The sequence below is a fragment of the Salegentibacter salinarum genome (assembly GCF_900168115.1).
GTDB lineage: Bacteria > Bacteroidota > Bacteroidia > Flavobacteriales > Flavobacteriaceae > Salegentibacter > Salegentibacter salinarum.
In genome coordinates, this window is the sequence record NZ_FUZC01000005.1 from 141,341 (window position 1) to 165,260 (window position 23,920).

Consider the following 23,920-nt stretch of genomic DNA (forward strand, 5'->3'; position numbering starts at 1 on the left):
TTTAGTTTAGTGCCAAATATACCATATATTTGCTGAAAATTATTTTATGCAGGCTGTAGTTTTTTGGTTGGCTTACCCGCTACTTTGGCTTATTTCCATACTTCCTTTTCCTCTTTTCTACCTGGTTTCAGATGTGGTTTATTTTATTGTGTATCACATTATAGGTTATAGAAAAAAAACCGTAACCAATAATTTAAAACTTGTTTTTCCTGAAAAGTCTGATGAAGAAATTAGTAAAATCAGAAAGAAATTCTATTCACATATGTGTGATATGTTTCTGGAAATGATAAAAAGTATTTCTATCTCTGAAGAGGAATTAAAAAAACGTTTTGTTTACACCAATCTCGAAGAACTTAGGCGTATAGAAAAACTGGATAAAAGCATTATGCTTATGTGCGGACATTATGCCAGTTTTGAGTGGCTTTTTGCATTACAACTCCACGATCTTAAACACAGCGCTTTTGGTATTTATAAAAAAATTAGAAATCCCGGTTTTGACAAACTAATTAATGACATTAGACAGCGTTTTGGTGCCGAACTTGTACAAAATTCTAAAGCCAGTGTGCGAATAGCTCAAAATGAAAAACAAGGTGTTCGAGGCGCTTATGCCATGATTGCTGACCAGTCTCCTAAAACACCCAGTTATAAATTCTGGACCGATTTTATGGGGAAGAAAGTTCCTTTTTACACCGGTTCTGAAAGAATAGCAACAGAATTTGATATGGTGGTCCTTTACCTTCACGTAGAAAAAGTAAAAAGAGGCCATTATAAGGCCTCTTTAATTAATATTGCTGATAATCCTGCTGAAACTAAAAACAATCAAATAACCTTAGATTACATTCAGCATTTGGAAAAACAAATTCGGGAAAAACCTGAACTTTATCTCTGGACGCATAAGCGCTGGAAACACGTTGGTAAAGAAATCCCCACAAATGCGGTTGTTCGTTAGGCTATTATTTTCTTTATTTCCTTAATCATATCCTCAGCTAATTCATTGGCTTTCTCCTGACTTTTAGCTTCGGTATAAATTCGAATAATAGGCTCGGTGTTCGATTTTCTTAAATGAACCCAGTTTTCCGGAAAATCTATTTTCACTCCGTCTACGGTTGAAACCTTTTCATTTTTATATTTTTCTTCCATAGCCTTTAATATACTGTCCACATCAATTTCAGGAGTCAACTGAATTTTATTTTTGCTCATAAAATAAGCAGTATATTCTTTTCGCAATTCAGAAACACTTATGTTTTTTTCAGCTAAATGGGTTAAAAACAATCCAACTCCAACAAGACTATCACGTCCATAATGAGATTCAGGATAAATAATTCCACCGTTTCCTTCCCCACCAATTACCGCATTAGAATCTTTCATAAGTTTTACAACATTCACTTCACCTACCGCGCTGGCCTTATATTCCCCGCCATGTTTTTTAGTAACATCACTAAGGGCCCTGGATGACGATAAATTACTTACTGTATTCCCCGGAGTTTTAGATAAAACATAATCGGCACAAGCCACCAGCGTGTATTCTTCGCCAAACATTTCGCCGTTTTCATCTATAAAGGCTAGCCTGTCTACATCGGGATCCACCACAATTCCAAAATGGGCATTTTCCTTTTTTACCAATTCACAAATATCGGAAAGGTGTTCTTTTAAAGGTTCGGGATTATGCGGAAAATGACCATTTGGTTCACAATAAAGTTCTACCACTTCAACACCCATTTTTTTCAAAAGATTTGGAATAACTATTCCGCCACTTGAATTCACACCATCAACAACAACTTTAAAACCGGCTTTTTTAATTTTCTCCGCATGCACAAGTTTAAGTTTCAACACTTCCTCTATATGCAGATCCATATAATTATCTTTTCGGGTAATGGAACCAAGATCATCAACTTCAGAGAAATTAAAATTATCCTGCTCTGCATATTCCAGAATTTTAGCTCCTTCCGCCCCATCCAGGAATTCGCCTTTACTATTTAATAATTTAAGCGCATTCCATTGCTTTGGGTTATGGCTGGCGGTTAAGATAATTCCTCCATCAGCATTTTCTAAAGGCACGGCAATTTCTACCGTCGGTGTTGTTGAAAGGTCTATATCTATAACGTCTATTCCCAAACCGGTGAGCGTATTCATCGTTAAATCCTGGACCATTTTTCCAGAAATCCTAGCGTCGCGACCTACGACTACCTTTAATTTTTTATCTTCTGAATTATTTTTTAACCAGGTTCCGTAAGCGGCGGCAAATTTCACCGTGTCTATTGGTGTAAGGTTATCACCCGTTTTTCCTCCAATTGTACCTCGTATTCCTGAAATTGATTTTATTAAACTCATGCGATTATTTTATATTGAATAAATCTGTTTTTAAAAATTTTAACAAATATACAAGCCGCAGGCAGGTAGCGCCAAAACTTAACAAAAATTAAACAGGAAACTATGGGATTTACGTAACTTTCAAACATGAATTTCTTAGCACACATATATCTTTCAGGCGACAATAAGCATTTAAAAATCGGGAATTTTATTGCAGATTCAGTGAAAGGCAAACAATATTTAGATTATCCCCCGGAAATTCAAAAAGGAATAATATTGCACCGTGCCATTGATACTTTTACAGACACCCATCCTATTGTAAGTAAAAGTGTAGAGCGTTTATTTGAACGTTACGGCCATTACAGCCGGGTAATCGTAGATATTTTATATGACCATTTTCTCGCTGCAAACTGGGAAGAATATTGTGAAATTCCATTGAAAGAATATACCGAAGATTTCTATAAACTTTTGCAGGATAATTTTGAAGTCTTACCTAAACCGGTACAAAATTTCCTTCCATATATGGTTACCGATAACTGGCTATATAACTACCGAAAAATAGAAGGGATAGAGAAAATTCTTTTCCAAATGAACCGAAGAATTAAATATCGGGCCAAAATGCACCTGGCAGTAGAAGAACTCAGAGAGTTTTATGAAGAATTTGAAAATGAATTCAGGATGTTTTTTGAAGAGTTAAGGAGTTATGTGAAATCTGAAATTAATGCATAAAAAAGAAGAGCCCAAATTGGGCTCTTCAAATTTAAATAATATTTAAATATTAGTTTAGTTTGCTGGATTAATATTATCTGCCGATAAACCACCTAATATAGCAGGATCGTTAGATAAGGTTATATCATCCATAGCAAAATCATTACCAGAATTAGCATCTTCAACGTCTCTAACTCTCATAATCATTTGGCCGTCTGCCTTTGCTTCCATAATGAAACCAACTTCTTTCCAACCTTGTGGATCACTTCCACCGTCTAAGTCGGTAATAGTAAACTGAGTTAATACCACTCCATTTGGGTCATCTTCAGATTGGTAGTTAATACTTAATCTAGCATTATTAACATCTGGTTGACTAAGGTCTCTCAATCTCATGGTCACAAAATAGGTTGCTCCCGCACAAAGTTCCGGAGTTCTAACGGTATAATAAGCTCTATCAGCATAGCCTTCTGGTGAACCATCTAGAACAAGCATCATTCCGTCATCATCTGCGTGTGAAGTAAAAGGACCATACAGGTCGCTAGGTGTTTCAGTAATTAAATAAGAACCATAAGGATTGTTAGGATCAAATATGTCATAATCAGTATCATCTTCAAAACTTATAGAGTTAATAAAATCACCGCTTTCAAAATCGTTTTCTACGGTAACATATTCTGAAAATAAGCAAGGATCTGAATCATCCTGATTACCACATTCTCCTTCTCTGAAGTGATAGTAATTACTACCGCTGTCATAACCTTCTGGCACCTCAGAAAGATCTAAAGTTTCAACATCATCCTGACTGAATGCTCCTAAACGAATAACTTCCCATTCGCCTTCTTCATTCTGCATAGATAGCTCTCCATAATATACATTCTCATCTTCCTCTCCTCTTGCAGGTAAGGCTACACATAGTGGTCTCGCATAAGCATCGCCATTTTCATATACCCCTGTTTCATTAACATCGCGATAAAGTAAGTTATCGTCACTTGTATCAGGAATGGTATTTTCAGTATAATTCCATACTGAAAATTGAAATTCAGCAGGAGTGTGTCTACCATCTTCATCACAGTAGTTACCAAATAAACATAGATAAACGATATCTACTTCAGTAAAATCGAAGAATAAATAACCGTATTCCTGAACATAGTGTTCATCATAACAAAGCACTTCTACATCAATATATTTTTTCACACCATTTTGAAGTACAATATTTTCAATTGGTAATGCATCACTTACAAAATTTTGATATTCTGCTGGGCCGTAGTCATCATTTTCCCGTGGTGCTATATAGATAGGATTTCCATCGCTATCAACCACATCAAAGTATTCAAGAGAATAGGTACCGGCTAAAAGTTCCAATTCATCATTAGATCCTTCATCGGTAATCCAATTTGTGTCACCTTCTTCTCCGGGCACTACTGGTATCTCAATAAAATCTTCTTCTCCATCTCGATCCAATACCCAATTACCATCACTGTCTTGTAACGCTACCCTTACCATGGCAGGTTGCTCGTCTGAACAAGCCGGAATGGCATCCTCTCCTTCATTTCCAGGATTTGCTTGTTTTGTTGCCATAGCTCGGTCAAAATCTTCCAAAAGGGCGGTAAAGCCTAGAGTTGCCATCTCATCTCCAGCCGGTCCATCGGGACTGTCTGGATTGTCTTCCTTACTACAGGAAGTCATTACCATCGCTAAAAGAGCGACATAAGCTAAATAAATTTTAAAGTTTTTCATAATAAAAAATTTAGATTAATTAATAAAAGGTTTGATTATAATAAGCCTGTAAAAGAACCACCCAATGACAGGCTTATGAGTTTAATACTTTATTCTAATTTGGAACAGGACATAACAATCCTCCTTCTGCACTTTCTCCCGAAATAATTTCAAAATTACCTACTACGAATCCGGGAACGACGTTTTCATCTGAACAGCTAGTATGAATATGTATCTCTTCGTTATGTCCTTCCTTAATGTAGATATCTGTCCATAAAGTCTTAGGCTGGTTACCTTGACTAAAATCACCTATTACAGTAAAAGTATCTCCACTATTTACTATTTCACTAAAAATTTCCATCCTGTTGTTGCCATTTGTCTTCTGATGAACTCGAATATTAGGATCGCCACTTCCCAAATATTTAAATGTCAATTTGCTGATTTTTCCTTTGCATTCCTCACAATCTCCAGGCTCTTCCGGATCCTGGGGTTCTTCTTCACATTCTCCTTCGTTTTCGGTTAAATCATTTAATAATTCAGAATTATCTTCTTCTCCACAACAAGCTTCTCTAAAGTGGTAGTAATAATGTTCCTGTTCTTCCTGGTACACGTTAGTAAGATCTTCAGCATTAAAATTCCCTTCTCTTATTAAACTTTCGGTTTCGTCCTCTATGAGCCATATTTTCGCATAGTATTCTTCTATTTCGGGAAGTGGGAAACAGAGTGCATCAGCATAATAATGAGTTCCATTATCATCATTAAAGGTATTTCTTTCGTTTTGGGCAACTACCAGAAGGTCACCATCATTGGAATCTTCCCATACTTTCATTTTGAACTGAGCAGGCATATGTCTTTGATCTTCTTCACATACATTACCGTATGTGCACAGGTATATTAAGTTGGTTGTATTAAAATCGAAGAATAAATAACCAAAAGCAAAAGCATAGTGCTCTTCATAACATAGGACTTCTACAGGCTGGTAATATTTTACCCCGGGACGTATCTTAATTTCTATTGGTAATGGTTTATCAACAAAATTGTGATATTGAATACTCTGGCTATAATCTAAATCTCCTTTAGGAACTCTAGGAGCCATATAAATTATGTCGCTTTGATTGTTACCTGCAGCAGCGGCTATCGCAAAATATTCTATTCTATACTCCCCTTCTTCAAGTTCCAAATCTGCAGATTCCTGCGTAAACCAGGCATCTAAATTACCATCGTTATCCAAATCGGTTCCATTGGGATTAACTTCAATTTCTATCTTATCCTGGTGAGAATTTTTATACCAAATCCAATTACCACTTTCATCTTTCACCTTAATTGCAACTCTAACAAACAGTGGGTTTTCATCTGAACATTGCGGAATATCATAAGAATCAGGGGTAGCTTGTTTAAATAGTTTGTTTCGGTTAGTCAAATCGCTTAGTACACTTCCAAAAGAGAGTTTCCCAACCGCATGGGATTCCTCCAATTCCTTACCTACTTCTTCCTTAGTGCAGGAAATAACACAAAATAGTATTAAAATTATTCCCAGGCTAAAACGTATATTTTTTTTCATGGCCTAAATTGTTTAGTTATCTAACCTGAATTAAATCAGGTGTATTTTAGTATAAAGTGTAGGGGTAAAATGGTTGGGGGGAAGATTTCTGGCTGATAGGAAATTGCCTTAAAATCTTAACACGAATTTATGATGAGGAGTAGAACTAGTGAATGGGGGAAATCCTGTAAGACTAACCAAATTAGACCTTAATAATTATTAGTCTTTTTCTTACAAGAATATATAAAATAGGAAAAACAGGTATCATTTCTTTTTATCACTCACTTATAATAGAGATGAATTACAATTAAATTCGATAAACTTGAATAATGAATATTCTTCCGAAAAGCGCAGAAACCCATAAAAAAGAGAGAATTGAAGAATAATTCGGGAAGAAGAAATTAAAGGTGAAAGAATTAGAAAAATAAAATTTCAAAAAAAAATTGCGTAGGCTTGGAATATGTATTGTTTAAATAGTAAGAATTGTGGAAATTAACCTCAGTTGTTGTGGAAATTAAATCTACACTTTTGGAGCACATAAATCTTAAAATACAAAACCCGGAGGATATCCCCCGGGTTTTGTATTTTAATCAATAAAATTATACAAAGAACCAGTAACCATATTTAATTTCTACTTCTTTCCAGCCCCATTTGGAATTATAATACCATCTATCATAATTTCTAAGTACCGTTAATCCGTTAAGTGTATAATATTCACCGTTTACATACTTCGGTTCTGAACCATCGTCGGTATACATACTTTTAATACCTGAAATATCCCCCGAAGAAAGTGCTGAACGTTGAACCTGATAGGTACTGCCATTTGTTCTGGTAATAGTTGGCTCTCCATTCTTAGAAAAAGAATAAGCACCATACATCATTATAGATTCAAAATCCAGACTTGTAGTATACTCATCACCATCAAAGCCGCTGGCTTCATAGGTATGAAAATTATGCTCAGTACCGCTTCTTACATTATCCAAGTGTACCGTAATATAATTACTTCTATCCACCCGGCTTTGTTCGTGCCATAATCCAACGGCGTGACCAATTTCGTGAATAGTATTCCCCGTGCTGCAGTAATCAGATAGGGTTATGTTCTGTCTCCCACCAATCATCCCAACATAGGAAGAACAGCCAGAGCCTGTAGTAAAGTATATGTAATTAGATTGTCCTGATCTTTCTACGAACTTTAATGGGGTTTTATTCTCCCAATGAAGTATAGCATCGTGAATCCTGTTTTTATCTGGTAGACTGGAGTTTATAGAGTAATAAACGGTATTATCCGGCCACATTCCTGAAGTACGCCCTGTACTCTTTTCCTGCGGAATAGCCTCCTTATTTTTATAAACAATAGATTGGGGGGATTTGCTTGATTGATTTTTAGGAATCAAAATATCGCCCTGGTAAACATAATCATCACCATGGTCTTCAACAGGCATCTTTTGACCGGCATAGTAAATTTGGGAAACAGAACCCAGATCGTTAGGAAAAGCCATTTCGGATTGTTGATCTGAGATTTCTTCTGGTTTGAGTTGCGTTTCTGATTCTTGATTTTCGGAAATTGGATCTTTACTACATGCCAGAATCGCCAAAACAGGTAGTAACAAAAATTTGCTTTTTTTCATAAGTAGGGTTTTTACTTTTTATGATTTAATTAATAAAAATTTTGATTCTGGATTTACAAAGGTCATTCCAAAAAAAACGGGCTTCTATATCGCTAAGATTTTAATAGTCAGATTCCTACAAGGATGAGTTTTTTTAAGTTTTAAAACAATTTTGGAATTCCTAAAACTTAAATAAGAATATTTCTCACTTATCCTTGAGGGCTGTTTTTACTACCATTTTAGTTAGTTTCAAAAAAAAATTGAATTGTAAATACTCAGAAATTTACGCCAACATACAGACTTAATTTTGATTTGTTAATTTCTTTAACAAAAAAGCTGTGCGAAATTTTCGCACAGCCTCTTTTGCAATCTTCAAGAATGAGGATTACAAAAACCCAGTGAATTAGTCACCCCCCGGTTATAAATTTACTGGGTAATTTCTATTCTAAGTATCAGATCTTGAACAAACATTTGCTGAGAAGCGTACATACACGGTTCCCGAGAAATCTCCTGTAACTTCCATATCAACATCAGCTTCATTAGTATCTTCCGGTGCAATGAGATTATCTTCATAAACACAGGTGATCGTTTCGCCCAATTCGTCTACAATTTCCAGCTTGTAATCTTTTAAATAAAAAGTGGTATTTGTATTTATAAGTAACCTATCTCCATCGGCATCAAAAGAAATCAAGCCTAATGCTACGGTAGGATTATCGCTTATAAAAAGTGGTAACGGCTCAGAATCTGTTACTGCTATCCAGTCCGTAAGATCTGAAATATCTGTACCAGCCACATAAACTCTTTCACAATCGCCAGATGATGGTAAAGTAGGACACTCTGCCACGTCCTCCCCACAGGTTGGGTCTGGATCTCTTACACAGCCAGGATTTTCATTTTCATTTAAAATATCATCCCCATCAATGTCTGGATCACAAACATCTCCTACTCCATCTTCATCCAAATCTGCCTGATCTGTATTGGAAGTGCTTGGACAATTATCCTGACCATTAGGTATGGTATCGTTATCACAATCAGCAGCAGGATCGTCCAGGTCACACTCTTCTCCATTTCCATTACCTGGATCATCATCACAGAATAAGATATGGAAATAATCTATTGTGCCATCTTCACGAACACTTTCCATTATGTCTGACCAGGAAAGATTAAGGACAATTTCTTCCTCTGCAGGAGTTGGATAATTTCCTTGCCAATCTGATAAAGTTGCAATTATTCTTATATAATCTGTAGTACTGTTTTCCTCAAACATAGGTGCTGGAACTGCAAAACAGAAAGGATCTGCATAATAATCCCCGCTTTCTTCATCAAATCCATAGCTATCTTCTGGTAGGTCCATGCTGGTGTATAATGTTCTATCTTGATCTCCACCGGTATATATAACCTCAAGGCTGTAATTGGCTGTATAATGCCTTCCATCATCATCGCAGTAGTTTGCAAAAATACATACTTCGTGAAGTACTTCAGGTACCAGATCAAAGAATTGATAACCGTATAAATTCACCTCTTGATCATCAAAACACAGAACCTCAATATCAACATATTTTTTAGAACCTGCTCTTATTGGAAAATCATATGGAAGCCCCTGGTTTACGAAAGCTCCATATTCACTTGTAGTTGCTGGTGCAACCCAAATTACGGCAGAGCCTTCATTATCCGGATCTCCATCATATACCAGGAAGGTAGTGACTGAAACTGTAGCTGTTTTATCATCGGCATTTGCTACAGGAATTTTTAAATCTTCGTCATAATCGGTGTAAAAGCTTCCGTCTTCGCTTAAAACAGGAACATTTAGATTGATAACACCTTCCAGGTCTGTACCTGCATTATGTGTTAATTCTATATGTGCATAGGCCGGAGTTTCAGATGAACAGTCGGGAAGGCTTTGTTTAAGCGCTGCACGGTTTACAAAGTCATTGAGGGTTGCCCCCAGGCTTAATTCAGCAAAACTCTCTGAACCTGGATCGTTATTTAAGGTTCCGTCCTCATCTTTTGTACACGAGGTAAAAAAGAGGGAAAAAACGGCCACAAGGGCCAGATATTTTCTTAGAAGTTTCATAATTAAAGTTTTTGGATTAAATAATTAGAATGGTTAATAAGAACTACCAGATGTATTGAAACTCCGGTAGTTAATTTTCATTTTAGTAACAAGCTACGGCGTGAATAATAATATAGAAATCCTCACTATAGCCTCTCTCCCACGTATATGTAAGGGTGTTTACATCTACCTCATCATTAAGATTATATTGACCGGGTGCAAATACATCATTTCCAGAAGGAGCATTTTCACTTAAATTAATATGAAGATCATTTAAGCTCACACCTGGATTAAGTGTAATTTCTAAAGTGATTTCATCATCATCTACAGAAATTTCCGCTGTTCCAATCTGGTCTCCCTTCGAAGTATCATTTTGACCAGCACCGGCCCAAATATCAAATGTTTTATTAGTTCCATCTGTATCGATTTGGTAGTGTTCTGCCCAACCCCAACGATTAGAATTTGCAAGGGTATTAAGTTCTGTGTCACCCTCCATATATGCAGTTTGACAGGTATCTCCTCCATCTTCAGGACATCCGTTATTTGATTCCGGCCCAGCCTGGTAAGGACATTCATCTTCACAATCATTTAATCCATCACTATCCGCATCTCCAGTACAGTCATCAATAGGGCAACCACCGTCTAAAGGGTCACCGGCTTCTTCAGGACATTGATCACATCCATCTGGAACACCGTCTTCATCCATATCTTCATCATCATCGTAGCCTTCACATAAATCATCTTCATTAGGCACACAGTCACCATCGGTATCCTCTTCGGTTACCGGACAGTCCAGTATAGGGTCATCTCCACAGTTAAAGAATATATGTTCATAATCTATAGTGTCATTATCACCAAAATATGATTGTACATCGTTCCAGCTTAAATAGATTACCTCGGGCTCTTCTGGTTCAGGTGAACCATAATTATCATCCCACTCAGCTAAAGTTACCGTAACACGTAAATAATTATCAGTGTCCAACTCGTCATACATTGGAGAAGGAATTGCTAAACATAAAGGTTCAGCATACCAATCACCTGAATTATCATCTTCGGTATTTCCGGTTTCAGGAGACTTATTGGTGTATAAATTAATATCATCTTCCCCTTCTCTTATATAATCTATATTTACATTATAGTTTGCAGTATAATGTCTTCCATTATCTGTACAATAGTTGGCAAATACACAGAACTTATACAATTCTATTGGAATAAGGTCAAAGAACTGGTAACCATAAAGATTTACTTCCCGATCATCAAAACATAAGACTTCAACATCTAAATATTTTTTAGATCCTGCTCTTAAATCAAAATTGATAGGTAAGGCATCATTAACAAAGTTCTTATATTCACCTTCATCTGTTGGTGCTACCCATATAGGTGAAACACCTTCTCCGGGTTCTTCAGCATATACCATAAAAGTAGTTAGGCTTACTGCGGTTGTGGTTTGGTCTACCGGAATCGAGATTTCCAAATCCTCGTCATAATCGGTGAAATAAGTTTCACCGTCAAAAAGGATAGGCATTACTACATCCTCGGTTCCTAATTCGTGGGTAAGTACAACCCAGGCATACATTGGAGTATCATCAGAACATGCCGGGATTTCATCTGAGATTGCCTGACGATTATCATCCACAAGATCATTGAGAATAGCACCTATCGAGATACTACCCATTTCCTCATTTCCAGCGGGCTCATTAGTCTCTTCTTTACTACAGGATGAAAATAGCATCCCCGTAGCCACGAAAATGGCCAGAATTAATTTTAAACTCTTCATTGTTTCTATGTTTTAAAAGGAATTAAAAAGGTGCCCCCCGTTGAGGGACACCTTTAAAAGAGTTTTAATACTCTTCAAACTCTCCACAAGCTAGTGGTGTCATATCTGACTCGTGCAGTACTGCGGTTCTAAAATCTAAATTAGCAGCTGCTACCTGAGCAGGAGTTAAAGTAAAAGTCCTGGTATAGAATAAGTTTCCAGCTCCATCTGCTTCAGGCCAAACATCTCCTGTGTAATCAAGATCCCAAATTGGCGAACCATAATCTGCACAGGTTGCATTTTCATGAATGTGTTGTGGCACATCTCCTGGAGTAAGTTCAGTAGCTGCTGTAGTAGCAGTTAATTGATTTCCTTGTAACTTCAGGTATGCAAATCCTACAGCATTTGAATCACCTAAATTCTTTAAACAGGCTTTATAACGTTTAGCTTCTGTTCTTGGGTCATCAAATGGTGGAGGGTTATCATTTCCACATCCATAATTAAAGTGGTAGTAATCCATTGTTGAATCGTCGTCTTCACTATAGAACATTTTAATTTCATCATCAGTGATTGGACCGGCAAGAATTACTTCTCCTGCATCGTCTGAACTATACTCATCGGTATTATCCAATGTAATTTCAAAATAGTAAGTATCAGTTTCATCAGTATCAGGCAACCAGAAACATAATGGATCTGAATAGTAATCACCAGTAGCATCGTCTTCATCTACAACATTAGATTCAGTGTAAATTGGATCTCCAACGGGCGCATCACCTTGCCATACATTTACTGTATAACCGGCTACATAGTGTCTACCGTCTTCTGAAGGACAGAAGTTTCCGAATAAACAGAATTTAATCATCGGAATTGGAATAAGATCAAAGAATTGATATCCGTATAAGTTTACATCTCTATCATCGAAACATAATACTTCTACATCAACATATTTCTTTGAGCCGGCTCTAAGTTCAAAGTTCATTGGAAGCGGGTCATTCACAAAATTCTCATACTCACTTCCTTCTTTTGGAGCTACCCAAATTGGCAAAGTACTTTCACCCGGTTCTTCAGAATAAACCCAGAAATCGGATACACTAATTGAAGTGGTAGTTTCACCGGCGGGGATTGGAATTGCCAGTTCCTCATCATAATCTGTAAAATAAGTGGTTCCGTCAAAATTAACTGGAACAACTACATCTTCTTCTCCTAAATCATGGGTAAGAACAACTCTTACATACATAGGTGCATCTTCTGAACACTCAGGAATCGCCTGTTTTAATAGTCCCTGTCTATCCAGGTCATTTAAAACTGCTCCCAGCGAAATACTCGCCATTTCTCCATCGGTTCCCACATTGTTTGTGGACTCATCTTTACTACAAGATGTAAATAGCATCGCGACAATCACGAGACTTGAAAGGTAATTTTTTAGGTTTTTCATAACACTAAAGTTTTGGTTAATAAATATTTAGAATGGTTAAAACAATATATATATAATATGACTCCATAAAGAGCATCTTGATATATCAATACTACTGTTGGGGCGGTAAAATAAATAGGCTGAGGTAAAAACTAGTGAAGTGGGGTGACTAGTAATTCATATGATAAATGTAGTCTAATTCTTTCCTATCATGCCATAGGGGTTTTCCCCTATTTCAGCGAAAAGGCTTTTCTTAAACTTTTTGATAATCTATAAGTTTATGATTAATGGCATAAATTATACTCTCCAAAATAGTATCAGAATTTGTTCTCTTTATTATATTAGAACGATGTTTTTCTATAGTCTTTGGAGAAATAAACAAAGCTTCAGATATATCTTTGGTTTTATATCCTTTAATAAGTAATTCAATGATTTCTTTTTCTCTATTGGTAAACTTAAAGTCGGTTAGTTGGCTATTTTGTTTGAAACAATCTTCTACTTCTTCTGAAGCAGTTCCTATCCTGTCATTAATTACATCATTCTCTTCCATGAGATCTATAAACATGACAAACTGATGTCCAAAATTCCTGTTTAATTTTGAAAAATTAATTCGGGCATTTCTCACTTTATCATTCCTTAATAATAACGCAGTTTTGGTGGAGGCTTTTATATGTTTACCCCGTGCAAAATTTCTTAAACTATCTTTAACCTTCTGTATATTTTCGCATTTCACGAAGTCGGTGAGTTTTAAACCCTTTTTATCTCTCACATCAAAACTTTGCTTAAAAGCATCGTTCATGGCTACAATTTCGTTTTGGTCCAACAGCACTACCGGTTGGGAAATAATGTTAAACATTCCCATAAAAGCGTCTTTCCAAAAGTTGGAAAGTGAACGATTGCTGTATACAAGTTTTATAATCTTTCCACAAAGCGCTTCTATAGTAGGAGAGTATAAAAACTCATCTACCACTTTTCTAAACCTGCTCTCAGCTTCAGCCCTGTAGCGTTCTTCGGCATAAACCACGAGCCAGGCTTTAGTAAGAAAATGATTTGATTTAAAATTAGCGATATTCTTAAAATTCCGGCCCGATCTAAAAGAAGAATAATCTAATAAAATTACATCGGGTAATAAATTAAGTGCCATGTTAAAGCCAGTATGTAAAGAATTCGCGTGAGCTACTTCAAATTGCATACTAACCCCCTCCTGAACACAGTCTACCATACTTTGTTTGTTGGTAATAAGCAGTAACTGCTTTTTTTCTGTTATCATAATACATCAATTTTGCGGCTTCTTAGCCAGTTAGTAAAAACCGTGGAGTAGGTCCACATAAATTAATTGATAGATTTAAAACACCGCAATAGAAGGGTTTGGATCTTTTAAATCTTTCGTGGGGGGATCAAAAATAAAGGGGCAAAATTGATGGGGCTTAAATTACCTACTTGTAGGTTGGTTACCTTTCCGGGGGGTGGAAAAAATTTAATATGTAGATTTGGTATCTCAAATATAGGGGATTAACCTTATTTTACGCAAAAAAATAAAGTAATATTATACTGACAATCAGCACAATAAATACAAGGTGAAAGGAAGAAGAAATACGACAAACTCAAATTAATTTTTGGATCTAATAAATTTGTATTAATCCAACCCTATTCTTCCCAAAGCTTAACGCTAATTCCTTTTTTAAACTTTAAACCATAATTAACACTACTGGAAACTTCCTTTCTTTTTAGTTAGCAACACTTTAAGTACCTTTGCCCCCTTGATAAAAAATATGGCTAAAACCGAAGAATTTATAGAAGTATTAGGGGCTCGCGTCCATAATCTTAAAAATATAGATGTTAATATTCCAAGAGAAAAACTGGTGGTAATTACCGGACTTTCTGGTTCAGGAAAATCATCCCTGGCTTTTGATACTATTTATGCCGAGGGACAGCGCCGTTACATAGAAACATTTTCGGCCTATGCAAGGCAGTTTTTAGGAGGCCTGGAGCGACCAGATGTAGATAAAATTGAAGGACTCTCCCCTGTTATTGCAATAGAGCAAAAAACCACCAGTAAGAATCCACGAAGTACGGTTGGGACTATTACAGAGATTTACGATTTCTTACGCTTACTTTATGCACGCGCCGGTGAAGCTTATAGTTATAAGACCGGTGAAAAAATGGTTAGTTATACCGATAGCCAGATAAAAGATCTCATTTTAAAAGATTTTAAAGGAAAAAAAGTAAGTGTTTTGGCCCCTGTGGTAAAATCCAGAAAAGGGCATTACCGCGAATTATTTGAACAAATAGCCAAGCAGGGTTTTCTGAAAGCAAGGGTTAATGGTGAAGTTAGGGATCTGGTAAAAGGTATGAAACTGGACCGCTACAAAACCCACGATATAGAAATTGTAATAGATCGCTTAAAAATAGATGATAAGACCGATGCGCAAAAGCGTTTGGACGAAACTATAAAAACCGCAATGTATCATGGCAGCGATACGCTTATGATACTTGATCAGGAAACTGAGAGTGTTCGTTATTTCAGTAGGAATTTAATGTGCCCTACTACCGGGATCTCTTATCCTAATCCTGAGCCTAACACGTTTTCATTTAATTCACCCAAAGGTGCCTGCCCAAGTTGTAACGGAATTGGCACTTTATACCAGGTGAATACTGATAGAATTATTCCAGATAGTTCAAAATCAATAAAAAATGGAGCGTTAGCTCCTCACGGTCCGCAAAAAAAGAACTGGGTTTTTTCTCAGCTGGAATTAATAGCTGAGCGCTGGGACTTTAAACTTACAGATCCTGTTTCTAAAATACCAGATGCCGCAATGAAGTTTATTCTTCACGGAGGCAAAGAGACTTTTACTAAAGAATCCAAAAGTCTGGGCATAACCCGAGAATTTAAGATCAATTTTGAAGGCGTAGCCACTTTTATTGAAACTACTTTTAATAATAATGATTCTACTTCTTTAAGACGCTGGGCCAAAGAATATATGGATAAAGTTGAATGTCCCGTTTGTGAAGGCAGCCGACTTAAAAAAGAATCGCTTTATTTCAGAATTAGCGAAAAAAATATAGCCGAACTTTCTTTAATGGATATTGAAGACCTGGCTAAATGGTTCGTTGGGTTAGAGAAAAAACTAAGCGAAAAACAAAACCAGATTGCCTCCGAAGTTATTAAGGAAATTAGAACAAGAATTGGATTTCTTGTAGACGTTGGGCTCACCTACCTTTCCCTTAATCGTGGTTCAAAATCACTTTCTGGCGGAGAAGCACAGCGAATAAGATTAGCCACACAAATTGGTTCACAATTGGTTGGCGTTCTTTATATTTTAGACGAACCGAGTATTGGTTTGCATCAGCGTGATAACGAAAAACTTATTAATTCCCTTATTGCTCTAAGAGATATTGGCAATTCTGTGATTGTGGTAGAACACGATAAAGATATGATAGAACGTGCTGATTATGTGATTGATATTGGTCCAAGAGCCGGAAAACACGGTGGGGAAATTATAAGTGAAGGTCCACCTTCAGAATTATTAAAACACGATACGCTTACTGCTTCATATTTAAACGGAAGCAAAGAAATTGCAATTCCTAAAGAAAGAAGAAAAGGAAACGGAAAACATATAGAACTAAAAGGAGCAACCGGAAATAACCTTAAAAATGTTTCGATTAAAATTCCGTTGGGACAAATGATTGCGGTTACTGGAGTTTCCGGTAGTGGGAAATCCACACTTATCAATGAGACTCTTTATCCTATTATGAATGCCCATTATTTTAATGGCGTAAAAGAGCCCAAACCATACAAAACTATTAAAGGACTGGATAATGCTGATAAGGTAATTGATATTAACCAGACGCCTATTGGCAGAACTCCAAGGTCTAACCCGGCTACCTATACTGGCGTATTTTCAGAAATTAGGAGTCTTTTTGCTAAAACCCCTGAGTCGCTAATTCGTGGTTATAAACCCGGAAGATTCAGCTTTAACGTAAAAGGCGGGAGATGCGAAACCTGTAGAGGTGGCGGATTACGGGTTATTGAAATGAATTTCCTTCCGGACGTTTACGTAGAATGTGAAACCTGCCAGGGAAAACGCTTCAATCGTGAAACTCTGGAAATTCGGTACAAAGGAAAGTCGATTGCTGATGTTTTAGAAATGACCATTAACGATGCAACAACTTTCTTCGAGCCTATTCCAAAGATATATAGAAAATTAAAAACCATAAAAGATGTTGGTTTAGGTTATATCACACTTGGCCAGCAAAGTACCACACTTTCGGGAGGAGAAGCCCAACGAATTAAACTTGCTACCGAGCTTTCAAAACGCGATACGGGAAATACTTTCTATATCTTAGATGAGCCTACCACCGGCCTACACTTTGAAGATATTAGGGTATTGATGGATGTATTAAACGAATTGACCAACAAAGGAAACACCGTCCTTATTATAGAACACAATATGGATGTAATAAAAATGGCCGATTATATAATTGATATAGGCCCTGAAGGTGGTAAAAATGGCGGTAAAGTAATCGCTAAAGGTACCCCTGAAGAAGTAGCCAAATCAAAAAAGAGTTATACTGCCGGTTTCCTTAAAAAAGAATTACACTAACAATACTAATTATAATATGAATAAAAATTTAAAAAATAAAGCCTGGAACGAAATTAAAACAAACGATTCCTGGGCGATCTTTAAAATAATGGGTGAATTTGTAAATGGCTACGAAAAGCTAAGTCAAATTGGTCCCTGTGTTTCAATTTTCGGTTCAGCCAGAACCAAACCCGACCAAAAATACTACAAGCTAGCCGAAAAAATATCTAAAAAAATTGTTGAAAACGGTTACGGAGTAATCACCGGGGGTGGCCCGGGAATTATGGAAGCGGGTAATAAAGGTGCTCATCTTGGCGGCGGAACTTCTGTAGGATTAAATATTGATCTCCCTTTTGAGCAACACGACAATCCATATATTGACAACGATAAAAGCCTGGATTTTGATTATTTCTTTGTTAGAAAAGTAATGTTTGTAAAATACTCTCAGGGATTTGTAGTAATGCCGGGTGGTTTTGGAACTTTAGACGAACTTTTTGAAGCCATCACGCTAATTCAAACTCATAAAATAGACAAATTTCCTATTATTTTAGTAGGAAAAGATTTTTGGGGAGGGCTTGTAGACTGGGTGCAAAAAACACTTTTAGATACTTTTCAAAACATTAGTGCACCAGATATGGACTTGGTTCAGGTAGTAGATACCGAAGATGAAGTTATTGAAATTCTAAACGAATTCTACGGAGAATATAATCTTAGTCCTAACTTTTAAGCAAATCTTGAGAAGGGAAAAAAACTTTGATTATATTTAGCTCGAATTCTGTGTTACGTTAAATATATTCCCCTTGAGATTTTATCTGTTTTATTTATTTTTTTTTGTGGGAATTGGATGGGGTTTTACACAAAACTCCATTGCTTTACAAGCTCACTTAAACGATAGTACCCATACTTTTACTATAGAGCAGGAATTGGTTTATACCAACTCCAGTAAGGATACACTTACCCAAATTTACCTTAACGACTGGGCTAATGCCTTTAGCGCCAAAGACACTCCCCTGGCAAAACGTTTTGCTGAAGAATTTGCAAGGCGCTTCCGCTTTGCTAAAGATGAAGAACGCGGAGCTACCCATATTAATAAGCTCACCAATACCGAAAACGAATCCCTAATTTGGGAACGCCCTTACCTGGCCCAGGATCTTATTAGGGTCAAACTTTATAAACCTTTACTACCAGGTAAAAGCATCACCATAAATTTAGATTACCAGGTAAAAATTCCCATAGATAAATTTACACGTTACGGGGTAGATTCAAATAATAATTACAAACTCAGGTATTGGTATATTACTCCCGGCGTTTACAAAAACGGAAATTGGGAAGTTTTTAGCCATAAGGATTTAGGCGATCAATATAATGCAATGCATAATGTTGAAATCACTCTTACCACTCCACCAAAATACTACGTGGGGACGGCGCTGGATTTTGAAAGTGTTAGTACCAGAAATGGTTTTAAAACCGTAAAACTTTCAGGTAAAGATCAATTAGACACTAAATTATATCTTACCAATTCATTTATTTTTGAGTCGATTAGAACGGAAAATCACGAAATATTGACAAATGTAGATGATGAGGACCTTCAACCGGAAATTAAAAGAATTTTATTAGAGCGTATTTTAAAATACTACAACAAGAGACTTGGGGAATATCCTCACCATAATATTTTCGTAACCCAGGACGATTATTTAAGTAGTCCTATTTATGGTTTAAACCAATTGCCAGGTTTTATTCGCCCGTTTCCAGATGGTTTTCAATACGATATTAAACAGTTTAAAACCATCACCAATAATTTACTGAAAAATTCGGTGCACATTAATCCGCGTAAAGAGCAATGGGTACACGATGCTATTCTGGTTTCTTTGATGATAGATTATGTAAATGAGTATTATCCTAAGATGAAACTTTTAGGAAATCTCAGCGATATTATTGGTATACGATGGTTTCACGCGGCAGATCTGGAATTTAACGACCAGTACCAGTTTCTGTATATGAACATGGCGCGTATGAATTTAGACCAACCCCTTAGGACAGCTCAGGATTCCCTGGTGAAATTCAATAAAAACATCGCTAATGCCTATAAAGCCGGCGTGGGTTTAAAATATCTTGAAGATTACCTGGAAAACAGTAAGGTTAAAGATGCAGTTAAAGATTTCTATCAGGAAAATAATATGCGTCCAACCACGGCTGAAGATTTTGAACAGAATTTAAAAAATCATGCAACAAAAGACATTTCATGGTTCTTTCAGGATTATGTTGGCTCAAATAAAAAGATAGATTTTACGATTCACAGGTTACGCAAAACAAAAGATTCGCTGCGCGTTACCATTAAAAACAAAAGAAAAACAGACTTCCCGGTTTCTTTATATGGTTTAAAAGACGGCGAAATAATCTTTAAAAAATGGGTGGAAAATATAGATAAAACCAAAACAATAGAAATTGCGCGGCAGGATGTAGACAGGCTTGCATTAAATTATGAGCAAAAAATTCCCGAATTTAATCAACGGGATAATTATAAGGCGGTAACCAAACTTTTTAACAAACCGCTTCAGTTTAGATTACTTCAGGATATTGAAGATCCCAAATATAACCAGTTATTTTTTATGCCTGAATTCAGTTATAACCTGTACGATGGTATTTCTATTGGGCCCAAATTGTATAATAAAACAGTTCTTTCAAAAACCTTCAATTTTAATATTTCACCTAAATATGGTTTTAATAGTGAAACCATAGTTGGTTCGGCTTCTTTTAGCAATACACACCAGTTTGAAAATAAGGAACTCTACAAAATTTCTTACGGCCTCGGAGGAACGCGCTATTCGTATGGCTACAATCTCTTTTATGAAAAATATACACCATTTTTAAATTTTTCATTCCGAGATAAATATTTACGGGATAACGAGCGTCAAAATTTATTAATAAGAAATATAAACGTAAGACGGGATAGCGACCCCGATAAAACTTTAGATGAACCTAATTACAATGTTTTCAATATTAATTACAGGTACAGCAAGCCTCATTTGGTAGATTATTACAGCGCTTCTTTTGATTTTCAACTGGCAGAAAAATTCAGTAAAATTTCTATGAGCCTGGAATATCGAAAACTATTTAGAAATAATCGCCAGATCAACCTTAGGTTCTTTACCGGTACATTTTTATACAGTGATAATATGGAAACCGATTATTTCAGTTTTGCCTTAGATCGCCCTACCGATTATCTCTTTGATTACAATTACTACGGAAGAAGCCAGGGTTCTGGTTTATTCAGTCAGCAAATTATCGTTGCAGAGGGTGGATTTAAATCCCAGCTACAACCCGAATATGCTAACCAATGGTTAACTACGTTAAATGGTAGTACTAACCTTTACAAATGGTTTTTTATATATGGAGATGTTGGTTTAGTAAAAAATCAGCATCAAAATGCGCGTTTTTTATACGACTCAGGGGTACGGTTGAGTTTAGTTGACGACTATTTTGAAGTTTTCTTTCCTGTTTATTCTAATTTAGGCTGGGAAGTAGCCCAGGAAAATTATGATCAGAAAATAAGATTTATCGTTTCCTTAGATTTAAATACATTAATCAGGTTATTTACCCGTCGCTGGTATTAACAAATATTTAAATGCTTAGGTAATTCTTATTATTCTTCATTACAATTACGTATTAATCAGCATTTCCTATTAAATATGATATTTCTTTTCGGTAAATACAATAAAAATCCTTTAAAATACACTTTTCTTAAAATATTTTGATTTTAATGAATTGTGTACAATCTAAGTTTTCGTTACATTTGTTATTATTCATAAATTACGTTCATGCAAAGCGAAACAAAAACTAAAGATTCAATTTCATTTGAAGATTTCAAGACCGAGGTGCTGGCAGATTATAAAATTGCCGTCACCAGCCGGGAATGTAGCCTTTTAGGAAGACGCGAAGTGCTCACCGGAAAGGCTAAATTCGGAATCTTTGGCGATGGAAAAGAAGTGCCACAGCTTGCTATGGCAAAAGCTTTTAAAAATGGAGATTTTAGGTCTGGTTACTATCGTGATCAAACTTTTATGATGGCCATTAATCAATTTAGCATAGAACAATTTTTTTCCGGTTTGTATGCCGATTCTAACCTGGAAAACGAGCCCATGTCTGGCGGAAGGCAAATGGGCGGACACTTTACCACCCACAGTCTTAATGAAGACGGCAGCTGGAAAAATCTGATGGAACAGAAAAATTCCAGTGCAGATATCTCCCCTACTGCCAGCCAAATGCCAAGACTTTTAGGGCTTGCTCAGGCTTCAAAAATTTATAGAAACGTAGAAGGATTATCGGCCGAGAATTTTTCAGAAAATGGAAATGAAATCGCCTGGGGAACTATTGGAAACGCCAGTACCAGCGAAGGCCATTTTTGGGAAACCCTAAATGCTGCCGGCGTGATGCAGGTACCTATGGTATTAAGCGTATGGGACGATGAATATGGAATTTCGGTACACGCAAGACACCAAACAACAAAAGAAAATATTTCTGAAATCATAAAGGGTTTCCAAAGAGATGAAGAAAATAAAGGCTACGAAATAATCGTGGTGAATGGCTGGGATTATGTAGCGCTTATTGAAGCCTACGAAAAAGCCGAAAAAATAGCCCGAAAAGAACATTGTCCGGTGCTTATCCACGTGGTAGAACTTACGCAACCACAAGGGCACTCTACTTCCGGCTCTCACGAGCGTTACAAAAATGAGCAACGCCTTTCCTGGGAGCGTGAGTATGACTGCAATGTAAAATTTAGAGAATGGATTCTGGAAAACAATATTAGCACAGACGAAGAGCTGCAAAGTATTGAAAAGGAAATAAAACGCGAGGTAAGAGAAGGTAAGAAGGTAGCCTGGAATAAATATGCCGAACCTACTAAAGCCAAACAAAAAGAATTACTCGCTGTACTTTCTAAACTAGCAAAGAATACCGAAGAAAAAGAGACCGTTATTAACCTGGCAAAAGATCTTAATTCAAATAAAGAACCGCTTAAAAAAGATCTGGCTGTAGCAGCAAGAAAAACTTTAAGAGCCATTAGAAGGGAAAATTCTGAAGAAAAGTCTCAATTACTAAATTGGCTTAAGGATTTTAATAAAGATATGGCTGATGATTATAACAGCCATTTATATATCAAATCTAATGGGATTCAATCTGAAGTTTTACCGGAGTACGATGAAGGTTCAACTGAAGTAGACGGAAGAATTATTCTGCGTGATAACTTTGACCAGATTTTTGGCAATATCCCAGAAACGCTAATCTTTGGTGAAGATGCCGGTGAAATTGGTGATGTTAACCAGGGACTGGAAGGTCTTCAAAAAAAATATGGAAAACAACGCGTTGCCGATGTTGGAATTCGTGAAGCAACAATCCTTGGACAGGGAATTGGAATGGCAATGAGAGGTCTAAGACCAATTGCTGAGATTCAATACCTGGATTATGTAATGTACGCTCTACAGGGAATGAGTGACGACCTTGCAACGCTGCAGTACCGTACCAAAGGAAAACAAAAAGCCCCGCTAATTATAAGAACCCGTGGCCACCGTTTAGAAGGTATTTGGCATAGTGGTTCACAAATGGGTGGAATTTTAAACCTGGTTCGCGGTATGTACGTTTTAGTACCCAGAAATATGACCAAAGCTGCAGGTTTTTATAATACTCTACTGGAGCAGGACACTCCTGCATTATTAGTAGAGTGTTTAAACGGTTACCGATTAAAAGAAAAAAGACCAAGCAACCTACCTGAACTTAGAACGCCGATTGGTAAAGTGGAAACTGTAAGAGAAGGAACAGATATTACCTTAATTTCTTATGGTTCTACTTTAAGAATTGTGTGTCAAACTGCTGAAGAACTAAGTGAATATGGGATTAATTCCGAAGTGATTGATGTACAATCGCTACTTCCTTTTGATTTAGATCACGATATTGTAAAAAGTGTTGAAAAAACCAACCGACTTCTGGTGATAGACGAGGATGTTCCGGGAGGGGCTTCAGCCTTTATTTTAGATAAGGTTTTAAACGAGCAAAACGCCTGGAGATACCTGGATAGCAAACCGCAAACACTAACCGCAAAAGAACACCGTCCGGCTTATGGGACCGATGGAGATTATTTCAGTAAACCTTCAGCAGAAGATATTTTTGAAAAGGTTTATGCGATTTTTAACGAAGTAAATCCAGAGGAATATCCGGCGATACGATAAATCTTGTTTATTGTT

At 36.5% G+C, this 23,920-nt stretch carries 14 protein-coding genes; 6 read left to right on the plus strand and 8 right to left on the minus strand.

Translation table 11 applies throughout. The features are described 5' to 3' along the window. The first annotated feature begins 46 nt into the window (after window positions 1-46). Window positions 47-949 carry a lysophospholipid acyltransferase family protein gene (locus tag B5X53_RS07975; RefSeq protein ID WP_079712710.1) on the plus strand — a complete coding sequence of 301 codons (903 nt, stop codon included), beginning with the start codon at window positions 47-49 and terminating at the stop codon, window positions 947-949. On the opposite strand, the gene glmM is transcribed toward B5X53_RS07975, so the two are convergent. After that, a complete protein-coding gene (glmM, locus tag B5X53_RS07980) occupies window positions 946-2,331 on the minus strand; it encodes a phosphoglucosamine mutase (RefSeq protein ID WP_079712711.1) in 1,386 nt (461 codons plus the stop codon). The genes B5X53_RS07975 and glmM overlap by 4 nt on opposite strands. Before the next feature lie 126 nt (window positions 2,332-2,457). Here glmM and B5X53_RS07985 point away from each other — a divergent pair, with 126 nt between their 5' ends. Beyond that, a complete protein-coding gene (locus tag B5X53_RS07985) occupies window positions 2,458-3,039 on the plus strand; it encodes an acyl carrier protein phosphodiesterase (protein ID WP_079712712.1) in 582 nt (193 codons plus the stop codon). Between the two features lie 54 nt (window positions 3,040-3,093). On the opposite strand, the gene B5X53_RS07990 is transcribed toward B5X53_RS07985, so the two are convergent. The 7 genes from B5X53_RS07990 to B5X53_RS08020 form a co-directional block, all read right to left on the minus strand. After that, on the minus strand, window positions 3,094-4,752 hold the full coding sequence (locus B5X53_RS07990; protein WP_079712713.1) for a hypothetical protein: 1,659 nt from the start codon (window positions 4,750-4,752) through the stop codon (window positions 3,094-3,096). Between the two features lie 94 nt (window positions 4,753-4,846). Continuing rightward, window positions 4,847-6,292, minus strand: coding sequence for a hypothetical protein (locus B5X53_RS07995; protein ID WP_079712714.1), 1,446 nt, complete (start codon window positions 6,290-6,292; stop codon window positions 4,847-4,849). Window positions 6,293-6,870: 578 nt separating this feature from the next. Further along, window positions 6,871-7,899, minus strand: coding sequence for a M12 family metallopeptidase (locus B5X53_RS08000; protein ID WP_079712715.1), 1,029 nt, complete (start codon window positions 7,897-7,899; stop codon window positions 6,871-6,873). Window positions 7,900-8,323: 424 nt separating this feature from the next. Continuing rightward, window positions 8,324-9,952 carry a thrombospondin type 3 repeat-containing protein gene (locus B5X53_RS08005; protein ID WP_079712716.1) on the minus strand — a complete coding sequence of 543 codons (1,629 nt, stop codon included), beginning with the start codon at window positions 9,950-9,952 and terminating at the stop codon, window positions 8,324-8,326. Window positions 9,953-10,034: 82 nt separating this feature from the next. Then, window positions 10,035-11,708, minus strand: coding sequence for a hypothetical protein (locus tag B5X53_RS08010; protein WP_079712717.1), 1,674 nt, complete (start codon window positions 11,706-11,708; stop codon window positions 10,035-10,037). A gap of 64 nt (window positions 11,709-11,772) precedes the next feature. Continuing rightward, window positions 11,773-13,122: a hypothetical protein gene (locus B5X53_RS08015; protein WP_143533246.1), complete on the minus strand. Its 1,350-nt coding sequence runs from the start codon at window positions 13,120-13,122 to the stop codon at window positions 11,773-11,775. Window positions 13,123-13,354: 232 nt separating this feature from the next. After that, complete coding sequence (locus tag B5X53_RS08020; RefSeq protein WP_079712719.1) at window positions 13,355-14,371, minus strand: helix-turn-helix transcriptional regulator; 1,017 nt, start codon at window positions 14,369-14,371, stop codon at window positions 13,355-13,357. A 502-nt stretch (window positions 14,372-14,873) separates the two neighbouring features. Between B5X53_RS08020 and uvrA the strand changes: the two genes are divergently transcribed. The 4 genes from uvrA (at window position 14,874) to B5X53_RS08040 (ending at window position 23,905) form a co-directional block, all read left to right on the plus strand. Continuing rightward, on the plus strand, window positions 14,874-17,705 hold the full coding sequence (gene uvrA, locus B5X53_RS08025; protein WP_079712720.1) for an excinuclease ABC subunit UvrA: 2,832 nt from the start codon (window positions 14,874-14,876) through the stop codon (window positions 17,703-17,705). Window positions 17,706-17,721: 16 nt separating this feature from the next. Then, a complete protein-coding gene (locus B5X53_RS08030; protein ID WP_079712721.1) occupies window positions 17,722-18,411 on the plus strand; it encodes an LOG family protein in 690 nt (229 codons plus the stop codon). Window positions 18,412-18,484: 73 nt separating this feature from the next. After that, on the plus strand, window positions 18,485-21,298 hold the full coding sequence (locus B5X53_RS08035) for a gluzincin family metallopeptidase (RefSeq protein WP_079712722.1): 2,814 nt from the start codon (window positions 18,485-18,487) through the stop codon (window positions 21,296-21,298). A 204-nt stretch (window positions 21,299-21,502) separates the two neighbouring features. Continuing rightward, entirely contained in the window at window positions 21,503-23,905 is a 2,403-nt protein-coding gene (locus B5X53_RS08040) for an alpha-ketoacid dehydrogenase subunit alpha/beta (protein WP_079712723.1), read from the plus strand. The last annotated feature ends 15 nt before the right edge of the window (window positions 23,906-23,920 follow it).

Coding starts and splice junctions, on each gene's coding strand:
- B5X53_RS08005 (WP_079712716.1), bottom strand. CDS start 9,952: ATGAAACTTCTAAGAAAATATCTGGCCCTTGTGGCCGTTTTTTCCCTC.
- B5X53_RS08020 (WP_079712719.1), bottom strand. CDS start 14,371: ATGATAACAGAAAAAAAGCAGTTACTGCTTATTACCAACAAACAAAGT.
- B5X53_RS08030 (WP_079712721.1), top strand. CDS start 17,722: ATGAATAAAAATTTAAAAAATAAAGCCTGGAACGAAATTAAAACAAAC.
- B5X53_RS07990 (WP_079712713.1), bottom strand. CDS start 4,752: ATGAAAAACTTTAAAATTTATTTAGCTTATGTCGCTCTTTTAGCGATG.
- B5X53_RS07995 (WP_079712714.1), bottom strand. CDS start 6,292: ATGAAAAAAAATATACGTTTTAGCCTGGGAATAATTTTAATACTATTT.
- uvrA (WP_079712720.1), top strand. CDS start 14,874: ATGGCTAAAACCGAAGAATTTATAGAAGTATTAGGGGCTCGCGTCCAT.
- B5X53_RS08000 (WP_079712715.1), bottom strand. CDS start 7,899: ATGAAAAAAAGCAAATTTTTGTTACTACCTGTTTTGGCGATTCTGGCA.
- B5X53_RS08010 (WP_079712717.1), bottom strand. CDS start 11,708: ATGAAGAGTTTAAAATTAATTCTGGCCATTTTCGTGGCTACGGGGATG.
- B5X53_RS08040 (WP_079712723.1), top strand. CDS start 21,503: ATGCAAAGCGAAACAAAAACTAAAGATTCAATTTCATTTGAAGATTTC.
- glmM (WP_079712711.1), bottom strand. CDS start 2,331: ATGAGTTTAATAAAATCAATTTCAGGAATACGAGGTACAATTGGAGGA.
- B5X53_RS07975 (WP_079712710.1), top strand. CDS start 47: ATGCAGGCTGTAGTTTTTTGGTTGGCTTACCCGCTACTTTGGCTTATT.
- B5X53_RS07985 (WP_079712712.1), top strand. CDS start 2,458: ATGAATTTCTTAGCACACATATATCTTTCAGGCGACAATAAGCATTTA.
- B5X53_RS08015 (WP_143533246.1), bottom strand. CDS start 13,122: ATGAAAAACCTAAAAAATTACCTTTCAAGTCTCGTGATTGTCGCGATG.